Raw genomic sequence first — 18,494 nt, forward strand, 5'->3', positions numbered from 1 at the left:
ATCATGCCAGTCTCTACAGTGAACATATCATTCACCAAGACAGGTAGATCGACATGAGCACACTTCAGAACAAGGTATTCGGCAGCAACGCAGGCTGGGGCGCACTGGCACTCCGCATCCCGGTCGGCATCATCTTCATGGCCCACGGCGCGCAGAAGCTCTTCGGCTGGTTCGGCGGCTACGGACTCGAAGCCACCGGGCAATGGATGGACTCGATCGGCATGAGCCCCGGATACCTGATGGCACTACTGGCGGGCTCGGCCGAGTTCTTCGGTGGATTGGCGCTGATCGTGGGTCTGCTGGTACGTCCGGCGGGTTTCGTACTGGCCATCACCATGCTGGTCGCCATCTTCAGCGTACACATCAGCCATGGACTGTTCATGAGTAACAACGGCTATGAATTCGCGCTGGCCTTGCTATCCGCTACAGTCGCGCTGGCAATTATGGGCGCAGGACGGGCATCGGTCGATACTGTCATCGCCAGGAGATAATCGTTATGAAAATGCCAAGTCTTTTCGTCTCGCACGGCTCCCCGACATTCGCACTTGAGCCGGGGGTAGCCGGCGCCAGGCTTCGAGAACTCGGCGAGCGGCTGCCTAGACCGAAGTCGATACTGGTGCTGTCACCGCACTGGCAAACTGTAGTGTCGAGAGTGACCACAGCCACCAGGCTTGCAACCATTCATGACTTCGGTGGCTTCCCGAAAGCGTTGTATGAAATGAGGTATGATCCGGCTGGCCATCCTGAACTGGCTCAGCGCGTGATCGACCTGCTCCGGTCGGATGGCTGGCAGGCCGAGGCGGACGCAGACCGTGGCCTGGATCATGGCGCATGGGTGCCGCTGATGCACCTGTATCCAGCGGCAGATATTCCGGTGGTTCAGGTGTCGATGCCGCGAACGCTGACACCGGAGTCAGCCCTCGCGATGGGAAGAGCGCTGGCATCGTTGGCAGATGACGGTGTGTTGATCATTGGCTCAGGCAGCCTTACGCACAACCTGGCTGATGTCCGGATGGGGCATGAGAAGCCGGATGAGCGTGCGGTGGCGTTTCGGGATCATATTCGGGAGGGCTTGGTGTCAGGGGACGAAGTGTGCTTGCTGACTGCGCTGGAGAAGGCGCCTTATGCGAGTTGGGCGCACCCTACGAGCGAACATTATTTGCCACTTTTGTTTGCGTTATGCGCTTCGTCTGGCAATGCGCAGCCGGAGTTGATCGAGGCTGGCGTAGTGCATGGGGTGTTGAGCATGGATTCGGTGATGTTTGCCTGAAATCCGTGTAGTGGCTCTGATCTTCTTTGCTTTTTGTAGCCGGCAAGTTATTCAGGCGCCACAGCCAACTATCGATATTTACGGAATGTACTCGCTTTACGATAGCTACTGGGCGTAACGCCTGTCCACTGTTTGAATGCCCGGGAAAAAGTGGCGGTTTCTGTGAAGCCAACCTTGAAACCTATTTCAGCAATGGTGAGGTTGCGCTGCTGAAGCAGGTTGATTGCCACGTCGCGCCGAGCATTGTCTTTCAATTGCTGGAAACGACTGCCTTCGCTGGTGAGTTTTCGCCGCAGCGTTCTGGAAGTGACATTCAGCCGTTCGGCCACTCGTTCAATATCGGAGTCTTCCTCCAGTAGCGCCATCACGTCCGCAGTCCACACGCCATGGAAGGACTGCTTCCGGAACCACTGCAATGGTATCTGCTGCAGGTAGTCTGCCAGCTCGTCAGCATTTCGCACCACAGGTAAATTCAACTCTTCTGCATTGAACAGCAGTGCATTGTGATGACTGTCGAACTCGCACGGGCTTGGAAACATCAGGCGATATTCCTGATGATGATCGGGCCTGGGGTATTGCAGGCACACCTTCACCAGAGGGATAACGTGGCCTGTCAGCCAGCTCAGAAAGCGGTGAAAAATGAGCAGCAGCAACTCGATCAAGAGGCTATGAGCCACCGAATTGTGCCCGGCCGATTTGAAGTCAGGCGTTATACTGCACGCGAGCACGTCGTCCGTACGATCCAATCGAACCCCTAATTGATCACCGGTCAGGCCATAAAATCTGACGATGTATCCGAGCACCTCTGCCAAGTCCTTGCAGGTAATGAGGTGTTCGGCTAACAGCCTGAACATGCCAAGGTTCATTTTCTGCCTGGTAAATCCCAGCAGTTCATCGCGACTGAAGCCCCAGCAGTTATTAACGATACCGGCCAGCTGAGTGGCCAGTATTCTCGCTTTCGGGTGGGCCAGCTGAGCCAGGGTCAGTCCGGTGTCACGCAGTATCTCTTCTTCTCGCGCCCCCATCGACAGGCCGTTCGCCAGGTGAGTTCTGGCAAAGTAGCTGGCAATGGTCAGCCGGTCAGACAGTCGATACTCAGCACTCATCTTCCACTTCTCAGACTCCCGACGATATTGTGTAAATCCGCTATTCTAAAGTATCCAGGCAACAGAAGAATCAACAGCAATGGTTCACAGTGCATTTCACCAGTCATGGGGCGGTTCATGAGTAGTATGGGCGATTTCATTCGCTGGACAGAACAATTCGCTGCCGTCGATCCAGAGCGCCCGCATACTCGCGACGTTCGTCGACATCCAGCACTAGCTTCGGTACTCATGGCCTTCATTGGTTACCATGTCCCGTACTCCTTGGCAGCCATTGCCATGATCATGGGCTTCAAACCTTTCGGGGTTGCGCCACTGGCTTATCTGTACCTGTTCATTGTGATTATCAATATTCTGGCTTACACCCTGATTCTTCGAGTCAGGCGAATCAGTCAGCGCTTCATTTACTGGCAAACAGTCTTTCAACTGGCCGCATGGCTGGTCATGTTTACACTCTACACACTATTGATGGCCGAGCATCGGGCGGTGGCGCTTGTATGTGCTCTGATGACCTGCGCCTTCGTCGCGCTCATCGGGAATTGGAAAGAGGGACTCATACTCTGTGTGAGTGCATCACTCAGCTACCTCCTTGCCATCGCAGTGGCTTACACCTGGTTCGACCAGCCCATCGATGTCGTGAGCGAAACCCTGTTTCTTGGCGCGTTTATCTTCGTGAGCCTATATCTCACCATGATGGGCAGTACGATGCGTCTAAGTCGGGACAAAGCCAGGCAAACCAAGCTCAGCCTGCAAAAGACCCAGGCCGAACTGAGCGAGGTGATGTCGCAACTGGAACGCCGAGCCCGCACAGACGAGCTGACAGGTCTACACAATCGACGACACGGTCGTGAGGTTCTCGGTGCTTTGCAGCTGGCCCTGGAGACACAATCTTCTGCAGCAACTGTCATGCTTCTGGACATCGACAATTTCAAAGCGATCAACGACAACTACGGTCACGACACTGGTGATGCCGTACTGAAGACGGTGGCGAAGACGCTGGCCACTTTGAAACGGGACGATGACCTACTGGCCCGGTGGGGCGGTGAAGAGTTCTTGATCGCCTGGCCACGTACGGCGCTTCCAGCGGCGGCAATCATTGCGGACCGATTGCGTCAAGCGGTCGAGGAACTGGCAATCGATGCTGACTCAGCTCGGATTCATATTACTTTCAGTGCAGGACTCGCCGAATTGAAGCCAGGGGCAAGTCTCAACGACATTATCAAAAAAGCTGACGACCGGCTGTATGAAGCCAAGAGAACTGGCCGGAATCGAGTGTGCTATCAGTCGTGAGGTCCGAAAGCTGAGCTGGCCGGATCAGCTTTCACGCGAGCCTCCGCAGCCATTCTCCGATCACTGCTTGGTATGTCCGCTTTCGCTAATAAGTTTTGAACAACGTCGATTGTAGCGAAAAAAACGCGGATAGCGCCGCTCAATATGTCCGAATATGCCTACTTATGACTGAATCCATCATTGTTTCAATTGCGCCATGACGCAATACTCCGACTCATTATTAGACTGATAGCGAGAAATGTATGACCGAATCCAGAAGTGTCGACTCCGAAGAAATCCAGATGTTCAGAGACATGGTGCTGCGCTTTCTGGAGCAGGAAGTACTGCCCCACTACGAGAGTTGGGAAAAGAACCATGAGATGCCCAGGGCCATGTGGAACACCATGGGCAACGCCGGCCTGTTACTGGTCGATTTTCCGGAACAGTACGGTGCAGCAGAAGCCAGTTTCGATGTGTGCCAGATGATTCAGGAAGAAATGTGCCGCCTGAACCTGCATGCCCTGGCCACTGGTTACAACATTCACGCCAATATCGTGGCCCCCTACATACTTCACATTGGCACCGAAGCCCAACGCGAGCGCTGGCTGCCACCCATGGTGACCGGCGAAGTCGTGACTGCGCTGGCCATGACTGAACCCGGCGCGGGTAGCGACCTGGCGGGCATGCGTACCATTGCCGTGAAAGACGGCGATCACTACATTCTCAACGGTTCGAAGACCTTCATAACGAACGGTAATATGGCCGACATGATCATTGTCTGCGCCAAGACAGATAGCAAAGCCGGTGCGAAGGGTATTTCGCTGTTCCTGGTCGATACCAGCCTCGAGGGCTTTTCGACGGGCAAGCCGATACACAAGATTGGCCAGCACTCCAGCGACACCGCCGAGCTGTTTTTCGAGGATATGGCTATTCCGGCAGATGCTTTGCTGGGCGAGGAAGGCAAAGGCTTTGCCTATCTAATGCAGGAGCTGCCAAGAGAGCGTCTGGGCTGCGCAGTACAGGCGATAGGCCATGCGCAAGGGGCTTTGGATATCACCTGCGAGTACGTCAAAGAGCGCAAAGCCTTTGGTGGCACGGTGGCGCAGTTTCAGAACACCCGGTTCAAGCTGGCAGAGTGTCAGACCGAGCTGGAAATGTGCCGGGCGCTGCTGGAGAAACACATGCTGAAATACCAGGCAGGTACCATGACGGTGCAGGATGCGGCCATGCTCAAGCTGGCCGCCACGGAAATGCAGGTGACCATGGTCAATGAATGCCTGCAGCTATTCGGCGGCTATGGCTATACCGACGAATACCCCATCTCGCGCTTTTACCGCGATGCCAGAGTCCAGACCATTTATGCAGGTTCATCAGAGATCATGAAAGAAGTGGTCGCTCGTGGCATTCTGGGCCGATGAGCGCTGTTGTCATTCGCCTGTTCTTACTTGTGAGATCGTTATGACTTTACCCGTTCAGTTCAAAGACCGATTACGGCTGCCTCTAATTGTATCCCCAATGTTCATAGCCAGTAACCCGGCGCTTGTGGTCGAATCCTGCAAAGCCGGCGCAGTGGGGACCTTCCCTGCGCTGAACCAGCGCACCAGCGAGGGCTTCGAAAACTGGGTCGTGGACATCAAGACACGTTTGTCGGACTGGGAAGCCGAAACCGGGAGAAAGTCAGCGCCGTTCGGTGTCAACCTGATTGTCCACAAGAGCAACCCCCGCTGGCAGGCGGATCTGGCGATTTGTGTGAAACACAAAGTCCCCCTGGTCATTACCTCGCTGGGCGCCGTCGCTGACCTTGTCGAAGCGGTGCATGGATACGGCGGCATCGTCTTTCATGATGTCGTCAACACGCGCCATGCCAGGAAAGCAGCCGACGCTGGCGTAGATGGCCTGATTGCCGTCTGCAACGGCGCCGGTGGACATGCTGGCACCACCAGCCCGTTTGCACTAATCGCCGAAATCAGACAGTTCTTTACGAAGACCCTGTTGCTGGCAGGCAGTCTCTCCAATGGTCGAGATATCGCAGCCGCCGAAATGATGGGCGCCGACCTGGCGTACATGGGGACCCGATTTCTGGCCACCACAGAAGCCAATGTCACAGACGACTACAAACAGATGCTGATCGACAGCCAGTCCGCAGACATTGTCTATACGCCGAAGATATCCGGGGTGAACGCCAACTTCATGCGTCAGAGCATTGAAGACGCGGGTATCGATCCGGCCGACCTCAGCCCCAAAGCCGAGCTGGATTTCGGCAGCGAGCTCGACATGGATACCAGCGAGAAAGGCGCAGAGAAGAAAGCCTGGCGTGATATCTGGTCCGCCGGCCAGGGCGTGGGCTCCATTGAACAGGTGCAAGGCGCTGGCGAGCTCGTCGATAAGCTGGTTGCGGAATATCATCAGGCGATCGACAAACAGCACAAACGCAGTGCCGAGCAGTTTCCACTGACCGAACGCCATAACAAATAAGAGGCTACGCCATGCAATACAAGACGCTGGAATACAAGGTAGAGGAAAAGATCCTGACGCTGAGCCTGAACCGCCCGGAGCAGATGAATGCCTTTACGGTAGACATGGCCGGTGAGCTGGTCGACGCCTTCAACCGGGCCAGTGATGACGATGACGTGAGCGTGATCGTTGTCACCGGCAAGGGACGCGCGTTCTGTGCCGGCATGGACCTGACACGCGAAGGCAATGTGTTTGGTCTTGACGAAAGCCAGCAGCCCAGCGTCGAAGACATGCAGAATACCTTCAACATTCCGGGCGTCAGCGACACTGGCGGCATGGTCAATCTGAGCATCTACGAGTGCAAGAAACCAGTTATTGCTGCGATTAATGGCGCCGCCGTCGGTGTGGGCGCCACCATGCTGGCCGCTATGGATATTCGCCTGGCCTCGCAGAAAGCCAGGATCGGCTTTGTGTTCGAGAAAATCGGTATCACGCCTGAGGCCTGTTCCAGCTGGTTTCTGCCTCGAATAGTTGGTCTCAGCCAGGCTCTGGAATGGGTGTATACAGGCGACATCATCGATGCTGATACGGCCAAGGAAGCTGGTTTCGTGCGCTCCGTGCACGCCCCTGAAGATCTACTCGAAGCGGCCTACGAACTGGCGCGAAAAATCACCGGGAAGTCCCAGGTCGCCATTACGCTCGCCAGACAGATGATGCTGAGACTGTCGGCTGCGCCACACCCGCGAGATGCCCATAATGTCGACTCACTGGCCATTTTCTACACCAGCCAGGTGGATGGTAAGGAAGGCGTGAAGTCGTTTCTTGAAAAGCGGGATCCGGAGTTCACATCGAAGTCCTCCACGGATATGCCGAGCTTCTATCCCTGGTGGAAATAAGGCGTTAACGCCACCAGCCCGTACTCATTGCTGAAGGTGACTTCGCCGTCCTGGATGGTCACCTGAAAATTCATGGCGCGCTGGGCAAGACCGGCTAGCTGCTCAGTAGACTCCGGATCCAGGTTGACGCAGCTCAGGTTCTTGAAGCGGGCGAGCTTTGCCTTGTTTTTTTCCCACCAGAGCGACACGCCGCGAGCGCCGTAAGTGTACAGGACGACCTGTCTCGAGCGGCTGCACGCTTTGCGTAGGCGGCTCTCCTCAGGCAGCCCCAGTTCTATCCAGAGTTCTATCTCGTCACTCAGGCTTTTCTGCCACAGATCGGGCTCGTCACTGCTGCTCAGGCCTCTGGTGAATTCCAGCTGCTCGCTGGCGTTCAGGGCAAATGCCAGCACCCGCACCATCATGCGTTCATCTTTTTCAGACGGATGCCGTGCCAGTGTCAGCTGATGATCGGCATAGTAGTGGCGATCCATGTCGGCGATGTTGAGGGTGACTTTGAAGATCGTCGCTTTGAGGGCCATGTGGTTCCTGTTGTGAGAGCTGGGCTTAGTGCCAGGAATCTGGGTTTCTGGGCAGCCTGCCCTCATCATCGATGACCACCACCTGGCTCGGACGGCTATCGGACCACTGCCACAGAATGAGGTTCCTATCCTGTGGCCCAGCCCCAACTGCAAAACTCGGCGCGATGATCCCGCGCGTTCTATTGGCATTACACAGCCGGGCAAGCTCCCAGGTCGGGACAGGCAATCTGTCATCGTGAAGGCTACGCCATGCACACGCCAGGTCATCCTGCGAAATTGACAGCCGACCGCATGTCGTCGGGTCCGTGAGGTCGAGGATGTTTTCGATATCGACCTGGTATGTGCAGATGGTGAGCGGCTGTGACTTCAGAGGGAAGCCTTGTTGGGCCTCCAGCCATGCTGTCTCGAATCGCAATGATGTGTAGAGGGCCGGGGTGCCCGGCGGATTGAAGCGTCCGCCGAAGAGTGCCGCGCCGGCACCAGAAGTCGGCTCGTAGGACCATCGTGGATTGATAGCCCTGTATACCCGCCCGCTGAAATGAATCCAGAGGTCCTTCAGGCGTAGCCACCCACATTGATTGCACTGATATATTCGCGCAGCGCTTCGCTCTTACCCGCCTTGATCACATCCTCCGGCGTCATGCCACCAAAAGCTGGAATGCCATAAGACCGATACCACGCAAAGGCCATCGCAAGACTGCCAGCCCAGGGCGTCACGCGATTAATGACATCAGTCATTTCGCGAAGACGGGTCTGAACCTTCTGACTTTCGGAGCGATTCTTCCTGTACAGCGTCTCCTTCGCAAGGCCAACAGAGCAGGCAAGTTCTTCCTTGGTGATGCGAAGACAACTGGCCAGCTTGTCGGGTGACACCATATCAGAGGCGTAAAAGTCAGCGTTCATGCAACACCAGAATGTCATAGATTAGTGACATATTATATGTCAACTCAGTAGAGCTCGGCAAGAGCCACGGCACCCACCGGCTCTACCCGCTCATCACTAACAGGGAACTGATCGACAGTGAACTGGTTAACAGATTCCGAAAGCTGGCGCGTGAAGACAATATTTAGGCCCTCAAAGACAAATTCGCGTCTCCTCCCGCAAATAGAATGCCCGTCATGACTAACACCTGACTTCATACACCATGTTGAAGTTAACCAGAACAAGGCAATCGTCATGACTAAATTTCAAACGCTCAATGAGAGGAGAGCCAGCGCCTCCATCAGCGGAGTTTCGACAGCAATTTTTCTGGGTTTGAGTGGTTTCGCGGCAGCAGAAGTGGAATCGACGTCAGCATCTCAGCCGGTCGTATTCGATCGGGTCACTGTGCAACAGGCGGACAATAATAGCTGGAGAACCGTTCGATTTGATGCTGCCTTCAGAACCCCGCCAGTCATCCTGATGGGGCCTCCTTCAGCAAATGACCCGGAGCCGTTGAGTGTACGAGTGCGCAACGTGACCGAGGATGGTTTCGAGTTTCTACTGAAGGAATGGGATTATCAGGATGGTATCCACGGGACGGAGACTATCTCATACCTGGCCATGGAACCTGGCACTCACAACTGGGGTGGACTAGAGGTGACCGCTGGTCGGATTGAAGATCTGAATCATCGCTGGAAGAGTGTGAATCTGGTGGGTGAATTTGATAGCCCACCCATCGTGTTCGTTCAGCAGACGAGTGATGAAGGGGTGGCAGCGACCGCAGTCCGCCTTCGCGATATTCAGGTCAATAGCTTCGACGTGAGATTGCAGGAAGAAGAAGCCAATCAACAACGAAATCTTGGTGACGGCCGCCATCTGGAAGAGACGGCGAGTTACGTGGCGTTCGCGCAAGGCAGTGGCTCTATTGATGGCTATAGCCTCAACACTGGACTGACACAAAGCGAAAAGGGCACTGACTGGCAGGACATCGAGTTTGACAAAGCCATGGTCGATCCAGATTTTTTCGCCAGCATACAAACCTTTGCGGGCCCCGATACAGCGACACTGCGATATCAGGATCTGGCGTCCGGAAAGGTCCGCGTCAAGGTCGAAGAAGAACAATCCCAAGACAGCGAAACTATTCATGCGTCCGAACAGCTGGGATGGTTGAGCGTGTCGAATAGTGGCCTGGACATCGAATTCAATGTTGATGCTGATGAGATTCAAGTGGGTCAGGCCGTCAAGTTGTCCTGGCAGGTACCGACCCTTGCGTCGGCCTCACTGCAGTCTTTGACCATTACCCCCGGCATTGGTCCGGTTGCGCCATCTGGTGAGTTGACGCTTCATCCTACCGAAAGCACCGATTATGTCATCAACGCCAGTCTTCTTGATGCCGAAGGTCTGATGACTACCGTATCGCACACGATTCACGTTCAGGTCTCTGACGGCTCTGATGTGACAGGCGGTATTGGCAATACCCTACCCCCGAAGCGCCCGCGAACAGGGACCTATAAGGTGGGCCTCAACATGTCGTGCAAAGGTGAATCAGGCTCGCAAGACAGAGGGCGCGGCGAGAAGATGGTGAGCGCTGCAGCTGAATATTGGATGCGCAATTCAAGAGGTCGGTTAAACGTTATCTATACCGGGCACGGTCGTGTAGCGAATGATTATGTGTTCAATGTGAATACAAACCGAGTAAATACCAGCATGGGCTGTCTTGGCTCATTTCAACACGACGTCGCTGCCCACGAAATGGGACACGCCCTGGGGCTGGGACATTCCACCTGGAAGTGGGAAACCATCACGATGCACGTTGGTAAGGGTGAAAGGCAGCGGAAAATTACACTGAGTAGGCCGGACATTGGTACCGTCATGAACAATAGAGGTCACGGTTCGCCTTACCTGTCTGCGCCGAATTACTACCTGAAAGACTGGCTCCCGGAAAATGAAGTTGCTCTTTTCGACGGCCAGACAACACGGTTTGAGTTGAAGAGAATCAGTGATTTCGACGGCAATGGTTTGTCGACCATCATCATTAATTCCTCCATGTGGGATCCCGATAACCCAGAGGATGGTGGCCCTGTTTTTATTTCGTATCCACATGACAAAAATGATCCACTGACCAAACGTTTTGCGATGCATATGCTGAGCGGGAGAAACGGTACAGGCACGGTGTTGCTTGCTCAGAAAGAAGCTAGTTACGTAGAGTCAAGACTGACGGGGATTCGCGTTGAAATGCTGGAAAACAGCGATCCAGACAAGATTACCGTGGTCATCACAACTGGGCTTAAAGAGTAGGCGCTATCGGGGAAACCGGGACCAGCTATGGTTCCGGTGCGTTTGCGCCATGCCCCTTCGCGCGCCTGAGGTCCGCGGAGCGTTCTACAACATACTCGCAAACCTTACATCATCTGTGGTGCGGAACCGGCAGTCGCACTCTCCCCTAAATCACTCTTAGCACACCGATTGGCGAGCAGTGCCCTACTCCTGGCGCAGTACTTGCTGCGAGTCCTTGTAACTTTCGGGCGAATCCGGAGGACATGAACACTCAGCGAGGATCACACAATGAAACTCCATATACTCAAACCCATACTGGTCAGCAGTCTACTGTCCCTCAGCATTGGTGCAGCTGTGGCTGAAGAGCTCGAGTCCGATTCGGTTGGCAACGACCTCGGCAGCAGCCTTGACGACGACTTCGGCAATGACGAGCTGCAGAGTGACGAAGTTGCCCAGTCAGCTGAATTGGGACCGGAGGGCGCCTTCGTGGCCAGGAAAGGTCGGGTAGAGAGTATTTCAGGGAGAGAATTCGTTGTCGTCGCTGATGGCACAACCATCCATGTTGATACGTCTGAAATGGAGTACAACCCCATGGACAACGACAGGGCGGCAGATGATGTCGAGATCGGCGACCGCGTCTACGTGCGTGGCGAGATCGAGGACGTGTTCATAGAAGGTAAAAAGCTCTCTGCCAACATGGTCGTTCTCTTGGAGGACGTCAGTGATCGTGATGAGTAGACACGATCCTTCATCCTGACGTCACCAATCCGGTGAGTTCATGTCATGTCCCCAGCCGGCCTGCCAGCGCCTGCTCGATAAAGTCAGGCGGTACGGTTGTCCGAGGCACGGCATTGTACGTAGAGCCCCTTGACGAATCCTTGCCACGTCGTGATCCGCGCCGGGTTCCATGTCGTGGCTTCTCGCGCTGCGGGAGAACCTCTGCAAACCACGTACGCACATCTTCATCCAGGCCGATGCCATACATGTAGTTGTAGAGTGCCTTGTTCAGCGCCTGACCCAGGACATCGTGATCAACCCCTGTGGGATCAATAAAACCAACATCATTCTTGGCAAAGGTGCCGGGCGGCAGTGACTTGAGCTGGATGCCGTAGTCGTCTGGCGACAGACCAACTGGTGAATGCACCGTACAGGTAAAGCGATGGAAGAAGCCCGACTGTATGCAGCCATTGGCAAACAACTGGCGCACATATTCCAGTGCATCGACCGTTTCCTGCAGTGTCTGAGTCGGAAAACCATACATCAGGTAGGCATGGACCAGAATGCCTGCATCCGTGAAGGCACTCGTGACCCTGGCCACCTGAGCGACTGACACGCCCTTTTGCATCAACTGCAGCAAGCGATCCGAAGCCACTTCCAGTCCACCCGAGATGGCTATGCAGCCACTATCGGCCAGCAGTTGGCACAGGTCCGGGGTAAACGATTTCTCGAATCGGACATTGCCCCACCAGGAAATGGTGCGCTGGCGCTGCAGTAATTCCTTCGACAAGGCACGCAAAGTCTTCGGCGGCGCGGCCTCATCCACAAAGTGAAAGCCGGTCTCGCCAGTTTCAGCCACTATGGCGTCGATGCGATCGGCCAGTGTGCTTGCCGCTGCGGTCTCGTAGCGCCCGATATAGTCGAGGCTGACATCACAAAAGCTGCACTTCTTCCAGTAGCAGCCATGCGCCAGTGTCAGCTTGTTCCAACGCCCGTCCGACCACAGCCGGTGCATCGGATTGAGCATATCGAGCAGCGACAGATATTTATCGGTCGGCAAGCCATCCCACGTGGGCGTCCCCACATGGGCAAAGGGGACGTCGGGATCGCCTGCGTTGATGAACTGAACTGTCCCCTCCTCACGCAAATAGGTCCGTTGCAGTCCTCCACGCGGGCGTGAGCCGAAGCGGTGCTCTACCAAGGAAAGGAGTGGCTGCTCGCCATCGTCCAGCGTGACATAGTCAAAGTAATCGAATACACGGGGCTCTGCGAGTTCGCGCAGCTCCGTATTCACATAGCCGCCGCCAAGCACAGTGATTGCATTGGGCGCTACACGCTTGACGGACTGGGCGATACGAAATGCAGCGTAGACGGATCCGGGAAATGGTACGGAGAGGAGAACAACCAGCGCCTGGTCTTCAGCTGCATGGCGAGCGAGCAGCTTAACAACCAGCTCATCAAGGTATTCATCGAGCAAGTTGAAGGGCGCAGCCAGGGCCTTGGCCAAGGGCTCAAAGCTCGCCTGACTCTGGGCCAGAGACTCGGCATAGCGTACGAATTCAAAGCGCGGATCAACCGCGTCCCTGACGACGTCCGCCAGATCATTGAGATACAGCGTAGCGAAATGCCGTGCGCGATCCTGCACGCCCAGCGCACCAAATGCCCAGCCCAGCGGATCACCACCATCTGGGTCGAAATAGACGTCCAGTGAATCAAAGCGAGGGCCTTCTGGCAGATAGCGGCGGCTGACAATACGGTGCGCCAGGGTTGTATCATGGCCCTGTAAAAACGCGATGACAGGTTCGATGGTGGCCCGATACTGATCGAATTGCTCGCTGAAGGACTCCAGGATCGGCGAGGCCACGGAGGCCGTCACTGCCGTCACTGCCTTGTGCAACTCCCTGATCCCCTCTGCGCTGAACATGCGCAGAACGAGCGCCAGGGCCAGATCATCCTGTACCGCATCGATCCCGCGTGAACGCAAAAAGCCAGTGATATACGCCGTTGATGGATAAGGCGTATTGAGCTGCGTCATCGGAGGAATGATGCTGAGCACCTTCGGTCGCGCGTCGAGCTTGAGGCGAGGTGTCTGATCTTCCGAAGACACCATCGGAATAATCCGGCTATCAGGCGTCTGTTGGGCAGATGGGCTGGGATTTATCAATTGAGACATCTCGTACTCGTGAGAAGAACAGGCAGTTTTCAACCGTTTGTACGAGGCAGTATACCACCGGAAGCAAAGCCGAATAATGCCATCAGGCCAGAATTCGACCTCCCATAAGGGTCGAGTCAGCCTGTACTCCGTAGCTAGGCGGGAAGCGGCAGCGTCCCATCCACCAGAAAATCTTCCAGCTGAAAATGTATGACTTCCCGTTCGGCGAGCTGCTTGAAAGACACCGCATAGGCACTGACTTCACAGAACCACTGCTGCATCGAATCGGGCTTCCTGCATTCGAAAGCTGCTGGTGTGAACAGCGCAACGCATAAGCCATGAGAAGGATCGCGAGCCGAGCAGTACTCAAAGGCCTCCACACCTGCCTCACGCATTTGCGAACCCAAGGTCTGGGTTTGGCTGTAATTTGAAGGGTGCGTGAGCGCGGTCATATATTCATCAAATGGCGGACGCTGAATCTGCACACCGCGCTGAGTGCTGTAGGGTGCCGAAAATAATGTGTGACTCGTGCGAATACTATCTTTGATCGGCGCAGCCGACATCGAAAACCAGAAGACAAAACGGTAATAGGCGGACTCAGCAAGTGTGACGTCGATGTCACCACCGCCGTAAAATATCCCCTGTTCGTGAGTTCTACCGAAGCGCGAACCCCATTTTAGCGGCGGATAGCGGAATGGTGTAAGCAACAGATAATGAAGCGAACCAGGATCTTCTGCCTGCTCCTCGACTTCAGCGAAACGATGGGCCGGTTTCGCTGTTTCAAGCAGCTCTTCGAGCAAAGCCTGTTCTTCCAGAGTATCCACATAGCCCAGCGTAGCGATCTGTTCCTGACTTTCCACCAATCGATACAACTTGCCGTTCAGAGGCCGTATTTGCCTGGCACCCTGCGAGCTATCCCAGATATCAGCAGCGTTGTTCGTCAAACTTTCCCCCTGATCGCGTCGACGAACTGCAGCACAGTGAGCAAGCCCTGAATGCTTTCGATTTGTTGAACCGGTACCCCGCCCGTCACCGAGTTTGGCGTGCTCATGAAATGCTGCATCCACGCCTTGTCTCCCCCGGTCAAGGCAAAAAGAGCCCGGGCAAGCCGGATCAACAGCAAGGCCAGCTCGCCCTGCTTCGATTGCGGGGAAAGCGAAGCTGTTTGCTTGAGCCTGCTGACTGCCGTGCGATGCATACCGAGCACTGCCGCCAGCTGAGTCTGTTTGAGACCAAGTTGATCTGCTGCGCGCAGTACCGCCTTGGCCAGAACGGCTTCCGGCGTAGGGGTTGGTTGAGTAAGTGCAGACATCTGGACGCTCCTGTCTTGTATAGGAACAGTCTAGCCGAATCGTGCAATGCGCACAAACAGGTTTAAAATGTGCATTTAGCACTCGATTTGAGCAGGATGACCAGCGCCAGGTGTCCAACTGTATTGAGCGATCGGGTTGATGCAAAGGGAAAAAAAGGTGGCTACTGTTTGGCGGCCAAATTGCCATTGCTGTCAAACATGGATTGCTTCACGTTCGACATAAGGTCGCAGCTCCGGCCTCAATGCTTTGGTTGTCACGAGGTCGACGATGCAGCCGAATAGATCTTCCAGATAAAACTGAACGCCGAAATAGCGGCTAGAGCTAGCAGCTCCGTCAAAATCTACCAGCACGTCAATATCGCTCGACTCCGTTGCGGCGTTCCGCGCGACCGAGCCAAAAAGTGCGATGGCTTTAACTCCGAATCTCGAAGCAAGGATCTGCTTGTGATCGACGAGCAGCTGCAATACGGCTTGCCTGTCGCGATTGCGTTCAGCGGGCATCTGATTCAAAACGCTTCGGGAGCCTCGTTGAAAATCTAGTTTGATTGTCAGCGTTCTGCCCGGAAACTGCAACGTTCAGCACCCCTCAGCAGTTGAGCGCTAATCTTCCTGAAGGCCAGGCACTGACGGTTGATCGTCGACATCTTCCCCGTCGGAGGTCTCCGGTTGATCAAATAACACTTCAGCCTCGCCCACTGGTTCCTGGCGTTCCAGTTCCGGTTCCAGCTCTGGCTCTGGCTCCAGCTCCGGCTCCGGCTTCAGCTCCAGCTCCATTTCCGGCTCCGGCTCCAGTTCCGGTTGGGGTTCCGGTTTTGGTTTTGGTTTTGGCTTCGGTTTCAGCTCCGGTTCCGGCTCCGCTTCCGCTTCCAGTTCCGGTTCCGGTTCCGGTTTCAGCTCCCCTTCTGGTTCCGGTTCCGGTGTATGTTGCCTGCCTTCCACTACAGTAAAGCGCGTCAGGCCAATAAGCTGCCCTGATTCGGTGGTCACCCGCACCTGCCAACGTCCCACCACGTCGGCAGGAAAGCTCAGCTTGTGGGTCCAGGCGCGATAGCCGCTCTTGCGCCCACCCTTGATGTCGAGGGTGATGCTATCCACTACGACACCGTCGTGCATCCAGACATGGCTGATTTTTTCGCGCAGCCCACGAGGTGCACTCACTGCGCTCCAGGCATACAGCCCATCCCGTTTGAGGGTAGCGGCATCGATCTGTCCAAGGCTGGCACCGGGTTTGCGCTGTTCACGATCAAGCGTCTGTGAAAGGGTCATATCAGTCAGCCGCAGTGCGGCCGGCGGTACCCAGCTGCGTGCCTGCCAGAGACCAGCGGCCAGTGCCACCAGCATCAGGATAAGCAGCGGCAATCGCCACCAGCGCTCAGTCGATAGCAGTTTGTCCAGACTGGGCAGACTGAACAGCAGCGCGACCACCAATGCCAACTGCAGGCTTTGTGCGGTCGTGAGCTGCAGAATCAGAGGTAAGACCACCAGCAACACTGCAAACAGCGCGAATGCGTGGAAGACGACAAACAGTGATCGGCGCGGCGCAAGCAAGCGGTAGTAGATGGGGTCAATGAGAGAGATCAGCGCGCAAATCACCAGCAGCCCGGTGAACACGGCCTGACCATGATCCCAACTGGTGACCACGAGAAAAAAGGGCAGCGCGAAAAACAGGCTTTCCTGATGCACCATCTGAGTGGCGTAGCGTATGCCGCCGGGCGGTATGTCGATACCGAATCGCCTGGCGATACCAGCGCGCAGCCTGTTTTCCAGAATCAACCAGATCCAGCTGACCAGCATCAGGGCAGCGAACAGCTGCGCGAAAGCCGCCCGTCCTTCTACCAGGAAATAGCTGGCGACACCGGACGCGAAGCCGAATATGGCCATCAGGCCAGGATAACGCTTGAGCAGCTCGATCAAGCCGACTACGAAGGATTTAAGCTTGCTCACTGCCGTGTCACTGAGGGGTCATCTCTAAGGATACTCGTTGTTGCCCTCTGGCGGGAGCACGATACTGCCCGGGAAGTATCGTACCCCACGTCGGATGACGCCACTTTAGCTGCTCGTAGTTAGCGGGCATTCTGATGCACTTGCACAACATATTGCACACGTTATACTTGTTCAATATTTTGCACATGTTGAGGCATAGCATGAGAGTGGTGAATTTTTCTGACGCAAGAAACCAGTTGAAGCGGGTCTTGGATCAAGTTGTCGATGATGCGGACTATACCATCATCACTCGACGAGACGCAGACGACGCAGTAGTCATGTCTCTGGACCAATTCAATGGTTTGATGGAAACAGTCCATCTCCTGAAGAGCCCGGCGAACGCGGCTCACCTGAGTAAGTCTATCGAGCAATACCGTTCTGGGCGCACGGAGGCGCATCGTTTAACCGATGATTGAAGTACTGACATCAACGAAGGAAGCCTGGTCGGACTACGTTTACTGGCAGGGACAAGATAAAAAGAAGCTGAAGCGAATCAACAAATTGATTAACGACGCCCAGCGCAATCCGTTCGAAGGTATCGGTAAACCCGAGCCGCTGAAGGAGAACCTGGCGGGCTTTTGGTCACGACGGATAGATGAGACCAACAGACTCGTTTATGCCGTGGATGACAGCACGCTGACCGTGGTTTCTTGCCGCTACCGTTATCAAAAATGATCAGAGAGCTTCTAGCTATCTCTGACTGGCGTTATGGACGTGAGTGGCAGAAACAAGCGCTGATCTCCAGCAGTCACGCATTTACTGGTGACGCGCTGATCATGCTCCTCAAAAGCGGCCATCAGTTTCTGGTTGAAGCGAACCGGATTGACCAAGGCTTCAAAAAAGGCTTCGGAGTCGTGCTGGTCCAGACTCATGACTTCGTTCTCCTGTCCAGGGTCTGTGGCGTCACTCATGGGGATACCTTATGTCGGTTTTGATACCAGTACTGTTGCTCGTCTAGATCCAGTTATCCGTTCTCAAGCCGTCCACGCGCTCAAACTCGCCCAGGTTATTAGTCACCATAACCAGACCTTCGCTACGACAATGCGCAGCAATATGCAGGTCGTTCACGCCGATTGGTGTCCCTTTGCGTTCCAGTACAGTTCGGATGTTACCGTAGTGCCCTGCTGCTCTGGCGCCGTAATCAAGCACATCCAGCCTCGAAACGAAGTCCTCGACGACTGCCAAATTCTGTTCAGGACGGGCGCTTTTTTCGGCGCCATGCAGCAGCTCCGCCAGCGTAATCGAGCTGATGCAGAGATGTCCGGCGTGCTTATTGAAGGTATCCATCACCTCGATAGGCCTGCGCTTGATCACATAGATGACGATATTCGTGTCCAGCATGAACTTGAGCACTAGAACGGCTCCCGCTCACTCTGCGTTTGCGATGGACGCTCGGCCATAAAATCTTCCGAGACCGACGGTGTGCTCGTGAAAAAGCTGTCCCAGGTATTTTCTACGGGAGAAATGATTCTATCTTTACCGACCACTCGCACGCTGACCTTCTTCACGTCAGGTGGGAATCGGGTGTCGGCAGGCAAACGCACAGCCTGTGTACGGTTATTTTCGAAAACGCTTCCAGTAGGCATCACTGGCTCCTATCGCTGCTATATGGCAAGTAT

Annotated in this window: 22 protein-coding genes; 10 read left to right on the forward strand and 12 right to left on the reverse strand. The window is 55.1% G+C overall.

The annotated features are described in order from the left end of the window. Positions 1-53: 53 nt before the first annotated feature. Both ABD735_RS17630 and ABD735_RS17635 read left to right on the forward strand, forming a co-directional pair. The gene (locus ABD735_RS17630; protein WP_344808913.1) at positions 54-491 is read left to right on the forward strand and encodes a DoxX family protein; all 438 of its coding nucleotides are present in this window, start codon (positions 54-56) and stop codon (positions 489-491) included. 5 nt (positions 492-496) lie between these two features. Further along, entirely contained in the window at positions 497-1,270 is a 774-nt protein-coding gene (locus ABD735_RS17635; protein WP_344808915.1) for a DODA-type extradiol aromatic ring-opening family dioxygenase, read from the forward strand. 68 nt (positions 1,271-1,338) lie between these two features. Here the strand turns inward: ABD735_RS17635 and ABD735_RS17640 are convergent, their stop codons facing one another. Further along, positions 1,339-2,376 (reverse strand): AraC family transcriptional regulator, encoded by a 1,038-nt coding sequence (locus tag ABD735_RS17640; RefSeq protein ID WP_344808916.1) that lies wholly within the window; start codon positions 2,374-2,376, stop codon positions 1,339-1,341. A 117-nt stretch (positions 2,377-2,493) separates the two neighbouring features. On the opposite strand from ABD735_RS17640, the gene ABD735_RS17645 reads away from it, so the two are divergent. The 4 genes from ABD735_RS17645 to ABD735_RS17660 all read left to right on the forward strand — a co-directional run bounded on the left by ABD735_RS17645 (position 2,494) and on the right by ABD735_RS17660 (position 6,992). Beyond that, a complete protein-coding gene (locus ABD735_RS17645) occupies positions 2,494-3,663 on the forward strand; it encodes a GGDEF domain-containing protein (protein WP_344808918.1) in 1,170 nt (389 codons plus the stop codon). 242 nt (positions 3,664-3,905) lie between these two features. Beyond that, positions 3,906-5,060, forward strand: a complete 1,155-nt coding sequence (locus ABD735_RS17650) for an acyl-CoA dehydrogenase family protein (RefSeq protein WP_344808920.1) — start codon at positions 3,906-3,908, stop codon at positions 5,058-5,060. Positions 5,061-5,157: 97 nt separating this feature from the next. Beyond that, positions 5,158-6,117: an NAD(P)H-dependent flavin oxidoreductase gene (locus tag ABD735_RS17655; RefSeq protein ID WP_344808922.1), complete on the forward strand. Its 960-nt coding sequence runs from the start codon at positions 5,158-5,160 to the stop codon at positions 6,115-6,117. Between the two features lie 11 nt (positions 6,118-6,128). Then, positions 6,129-6,992, forward strand: coding sequence for a crotonase/enoyl-CoA hydratase family protein (locus ABD735_RS17660; protein ID WP_344808924.1), 864 nt, complete (start codon positions 6,129-6,131; stop codon positions 6,990-6,992). Here the strand turns inward: ABD735_RS17660 and ABD735_RS17665 are convergent. From ABD735_RS17665 to ABD735_RS17670, 3 genes are read right to left on the reverse strand one after another with little or no spacing between them, the layout of a single operon-like run. Further along, a complete protein-coding gene (locus tag ABD735_RS17665) occupies positions 6,974-7,513 on the reverse strand; it encodes a YaeQ family protein (RefSeq protein ID WP_344808926.1) in 540 nt (179 codons plus the stop codon). The two genes, ABD735_RS17660 and ABD735_RS17665, sit on opposite strands and share 19 nt — an antisense overlap. Positions 7,514-7,538: 25 nt before the next feature. Next, positions 7,539-8,105 carry an RES family NAD+ phosphorylase gene (locus ABD735_RS20200; RefSeq protein WP_425548627.1) on the reverse strand — a complete coding sequence of 189 codons (567 nt, stop codon included), beginning with the start codon at positions 8,103-8,105 and terminating at the stop codon, positions 7,539-7,541. Beyond that, positions 8,069-8,416: a hypothetical protein gene (locus ABD735_RS17670; protein ID WP_344808928.1), complete on the reverse strand. Its 348-nt coding sequence runs from the start codon at positions 8,414-8,416 to the stop codon at positions 8,069-8,071. The genes ABD735_RS20200 and ABD735_RS17670 overlap by 37 nt, the downstream gene beginning before the upstream one ends. Positions 8,417-9,136: 720 nt before the next feature. Between ABD735_RS17670 and ABD735_RS17675 the strand changes: the two genes are divergently transcribed. Together ABD735_RS17675 and ABD735_RS17680 are read left to right on the forward strand one after the other, a co-directional pair. Beyond that, positions 9,137-10,732, forward strand: a complete 1,596-nt coding sequence (locus ABD735_RS17675; protein ID WP_344808930.1) for a matrixin family metalloprotease — start codon at positions 9,137-9,139, stop codon at positions 10,730-10,732. A gap of 267 nt (positions 10,733-10,999) precedes the next feature. Beyond that, positions 11,000-11,449, forward strand: coding sequence for a hypothetical protein (locus ABD735_RS17680; protein ID WP_344808932.1), 450 nt, complete (start codon positions 11,000-11,002; stop codon positions 11,447-11,449). 43 nt (positions 11,450-11,492) lie between these two features. Here the strand turns inward: ABD735_RS17680 and ABD735_RS17685 are convergent, their stop codons facing one another. From ABD735_RS17685 to ABD735_RS17705, 5 genes are all read right to left on the reverse strand, one after another. Beyond that, positions 11,493-13,601 (reverse strand): B12-binding domain-containing radical SAM protein, encoded by a 2,109-nt coding sequence (locus ABD735_RS17685; RefSeq protein ID WP_344808934.1) that lies wholly within the window; start codon positions 13,599-13,601, stop codon positions 11,493-11,495. 134 nt (positions 13,602-13,735) lie between these two features. Then, positions 13,736-14,524 (reverse strand): RES family NAD+ phosphorylase, encoded by a 789-nt coding sequence (locus ABD735_RS17690; RefSeq protein ID WP_344808936.1) that lies wholly within the window; start codon positions 14,522-14,524, stop codon positions 13,736-13,738. After that, on the reverse strand, positions 14,521-14,892 hold the full coding sequence (locus tag ABD735_RS17695) for an MbcA/ParS/Xre antitoxin family protein (RefSeq protein WP_344808938.1): 372 nt from the start codon (positions 14,890-14,892) through the stop codon (positions 14,521-14,523). The genes ABD735_RS17690 and ABD735_RS17695 overlap by 4 nt, the downstream gene beginning before the upstream one ends. A gap of 192 nt (positions 14,893-15,084) precedes the next feature. Continuing rightward, positions 15,085-15,465, reverse strand: a complete 381-nt coding sequence (locus tag ABD735_RS17700; RefSeq protein WP_344808940.1) for a nucleotidyltransferase family protein — start codon at positions 15,463-15,465, stop codon at positions 15,085-15,087. A 27-nt stretch (positions 15,466-15,492) separates the two neighbouring features. Then, positions 15,493-16,836: a DUF5924 family protein gene (locus ABD735_RS17705; RefSeq protein WP_344808942.1), complete on the reverse strand. Its 1,344-nt coding sequence runs from the start codon at positions 16,834-16,836 to the stop codon at positions 15,493-15,495. 200 nt (positions 16,837-17,036) lie between these two features. Here ABD735_RS17705 and ABD735_RS17710 point away from each other — a divergent pair, with 200 nt between their 5' ends. Together ABD735_RS17710 and ABD735_RS17715 are read left to right on the forward strand one after the other, a co-directional pair. Beyond that, complete coding sequence (locus ABD735_RS17710) at positions 17,037-17,291, forward strand: type II toxin-antitoxin system Phd/YefM family antitoxin (protein ID WP_344808944.1); 255 nt, start codon at positions 17,037-17,039, stop codon at positions 17,289-17,291. Further along, positions 17,284-17,550 carry a Txe/YoeB family addiction module toxin gene (locus ABD735_RS17715; protein ID WP_344808946.1) on the forward strand — a complete coding sequence of 89 codons (267 nt, stop codon included), beginning with the start codon at positions 17,284-17,286 and terminating at the stop codon, positions 17,548-17,550. The genes ABD735_RS17710 and ABD735_RS17715 overlap by 8 nt, the downstream gene beginning before the upstream one ends. Positions 17,551-17,561: 11 nt before the next feature. Here the strand turns inward: ABD735_RS17715 and ABD735_RS17720 are convergent, their stop codons facing one another. Genes ABD735_RS17720 through vapB form a run of 3 tightly spaced genes read right to left on the reverse strand, consistent with a single transcriptional unit; the run spans position 17,562 to position 18,461 of the window. Further along, positions 17,562-17,786, reverse strand: a complete 225-nt coding sequence (locus tag ABD735_RS17720; RefSeq protein ID WP_344808948.1) for a type II toxin -antitoxin system TacA 1-like antitoxin — start codon at positions 17,784-17,786, stop codon at positions 17,562-17,564. A 43-nt stretch (positions 17,787-17,829) separates the two neighbouring features. Beyond that, positions 17,830-18,228 carry a type II toxin-antitoxin system tRNA(fMet)-specific endonuclease VapC gene (gene vapC / locus ABD735_RS17725; protein ID WP_344808950.1) on the reverse strand — a complete coding sequence of 133 codons (399 nt, stop codon included), beginning with the start codon at positions 18,226-18,228 and terminating at the stop codon, positions 17,830-17,832. Further along, entirely contained in the window at positions 18,228-18,461 is a 234-nt protein-coding gene (vapB, locus tag ABD735_RS17730) for a type II toxin-antitoxin system VapB family antitoxin (RefSeq protein ID WP_344808952.1), read from the reverse strand. Before vapB ends, vapC begins: the two co-directional genes overlap by 1 nt. Between the last annotated feature and the right edge of the window lie 33 nt (positions 18,462-18,494).

The sequence above is a fragment of the Allohahella marinimesophila genome (assembly GCF_039538005.1).
Classification (GTDB): Bacteria; Pseudomonadota; Gammaproteobacteria; order Pseudomonadales; family Oleiphilaceae; genus Allohahella; species Allohahella marinimesophila.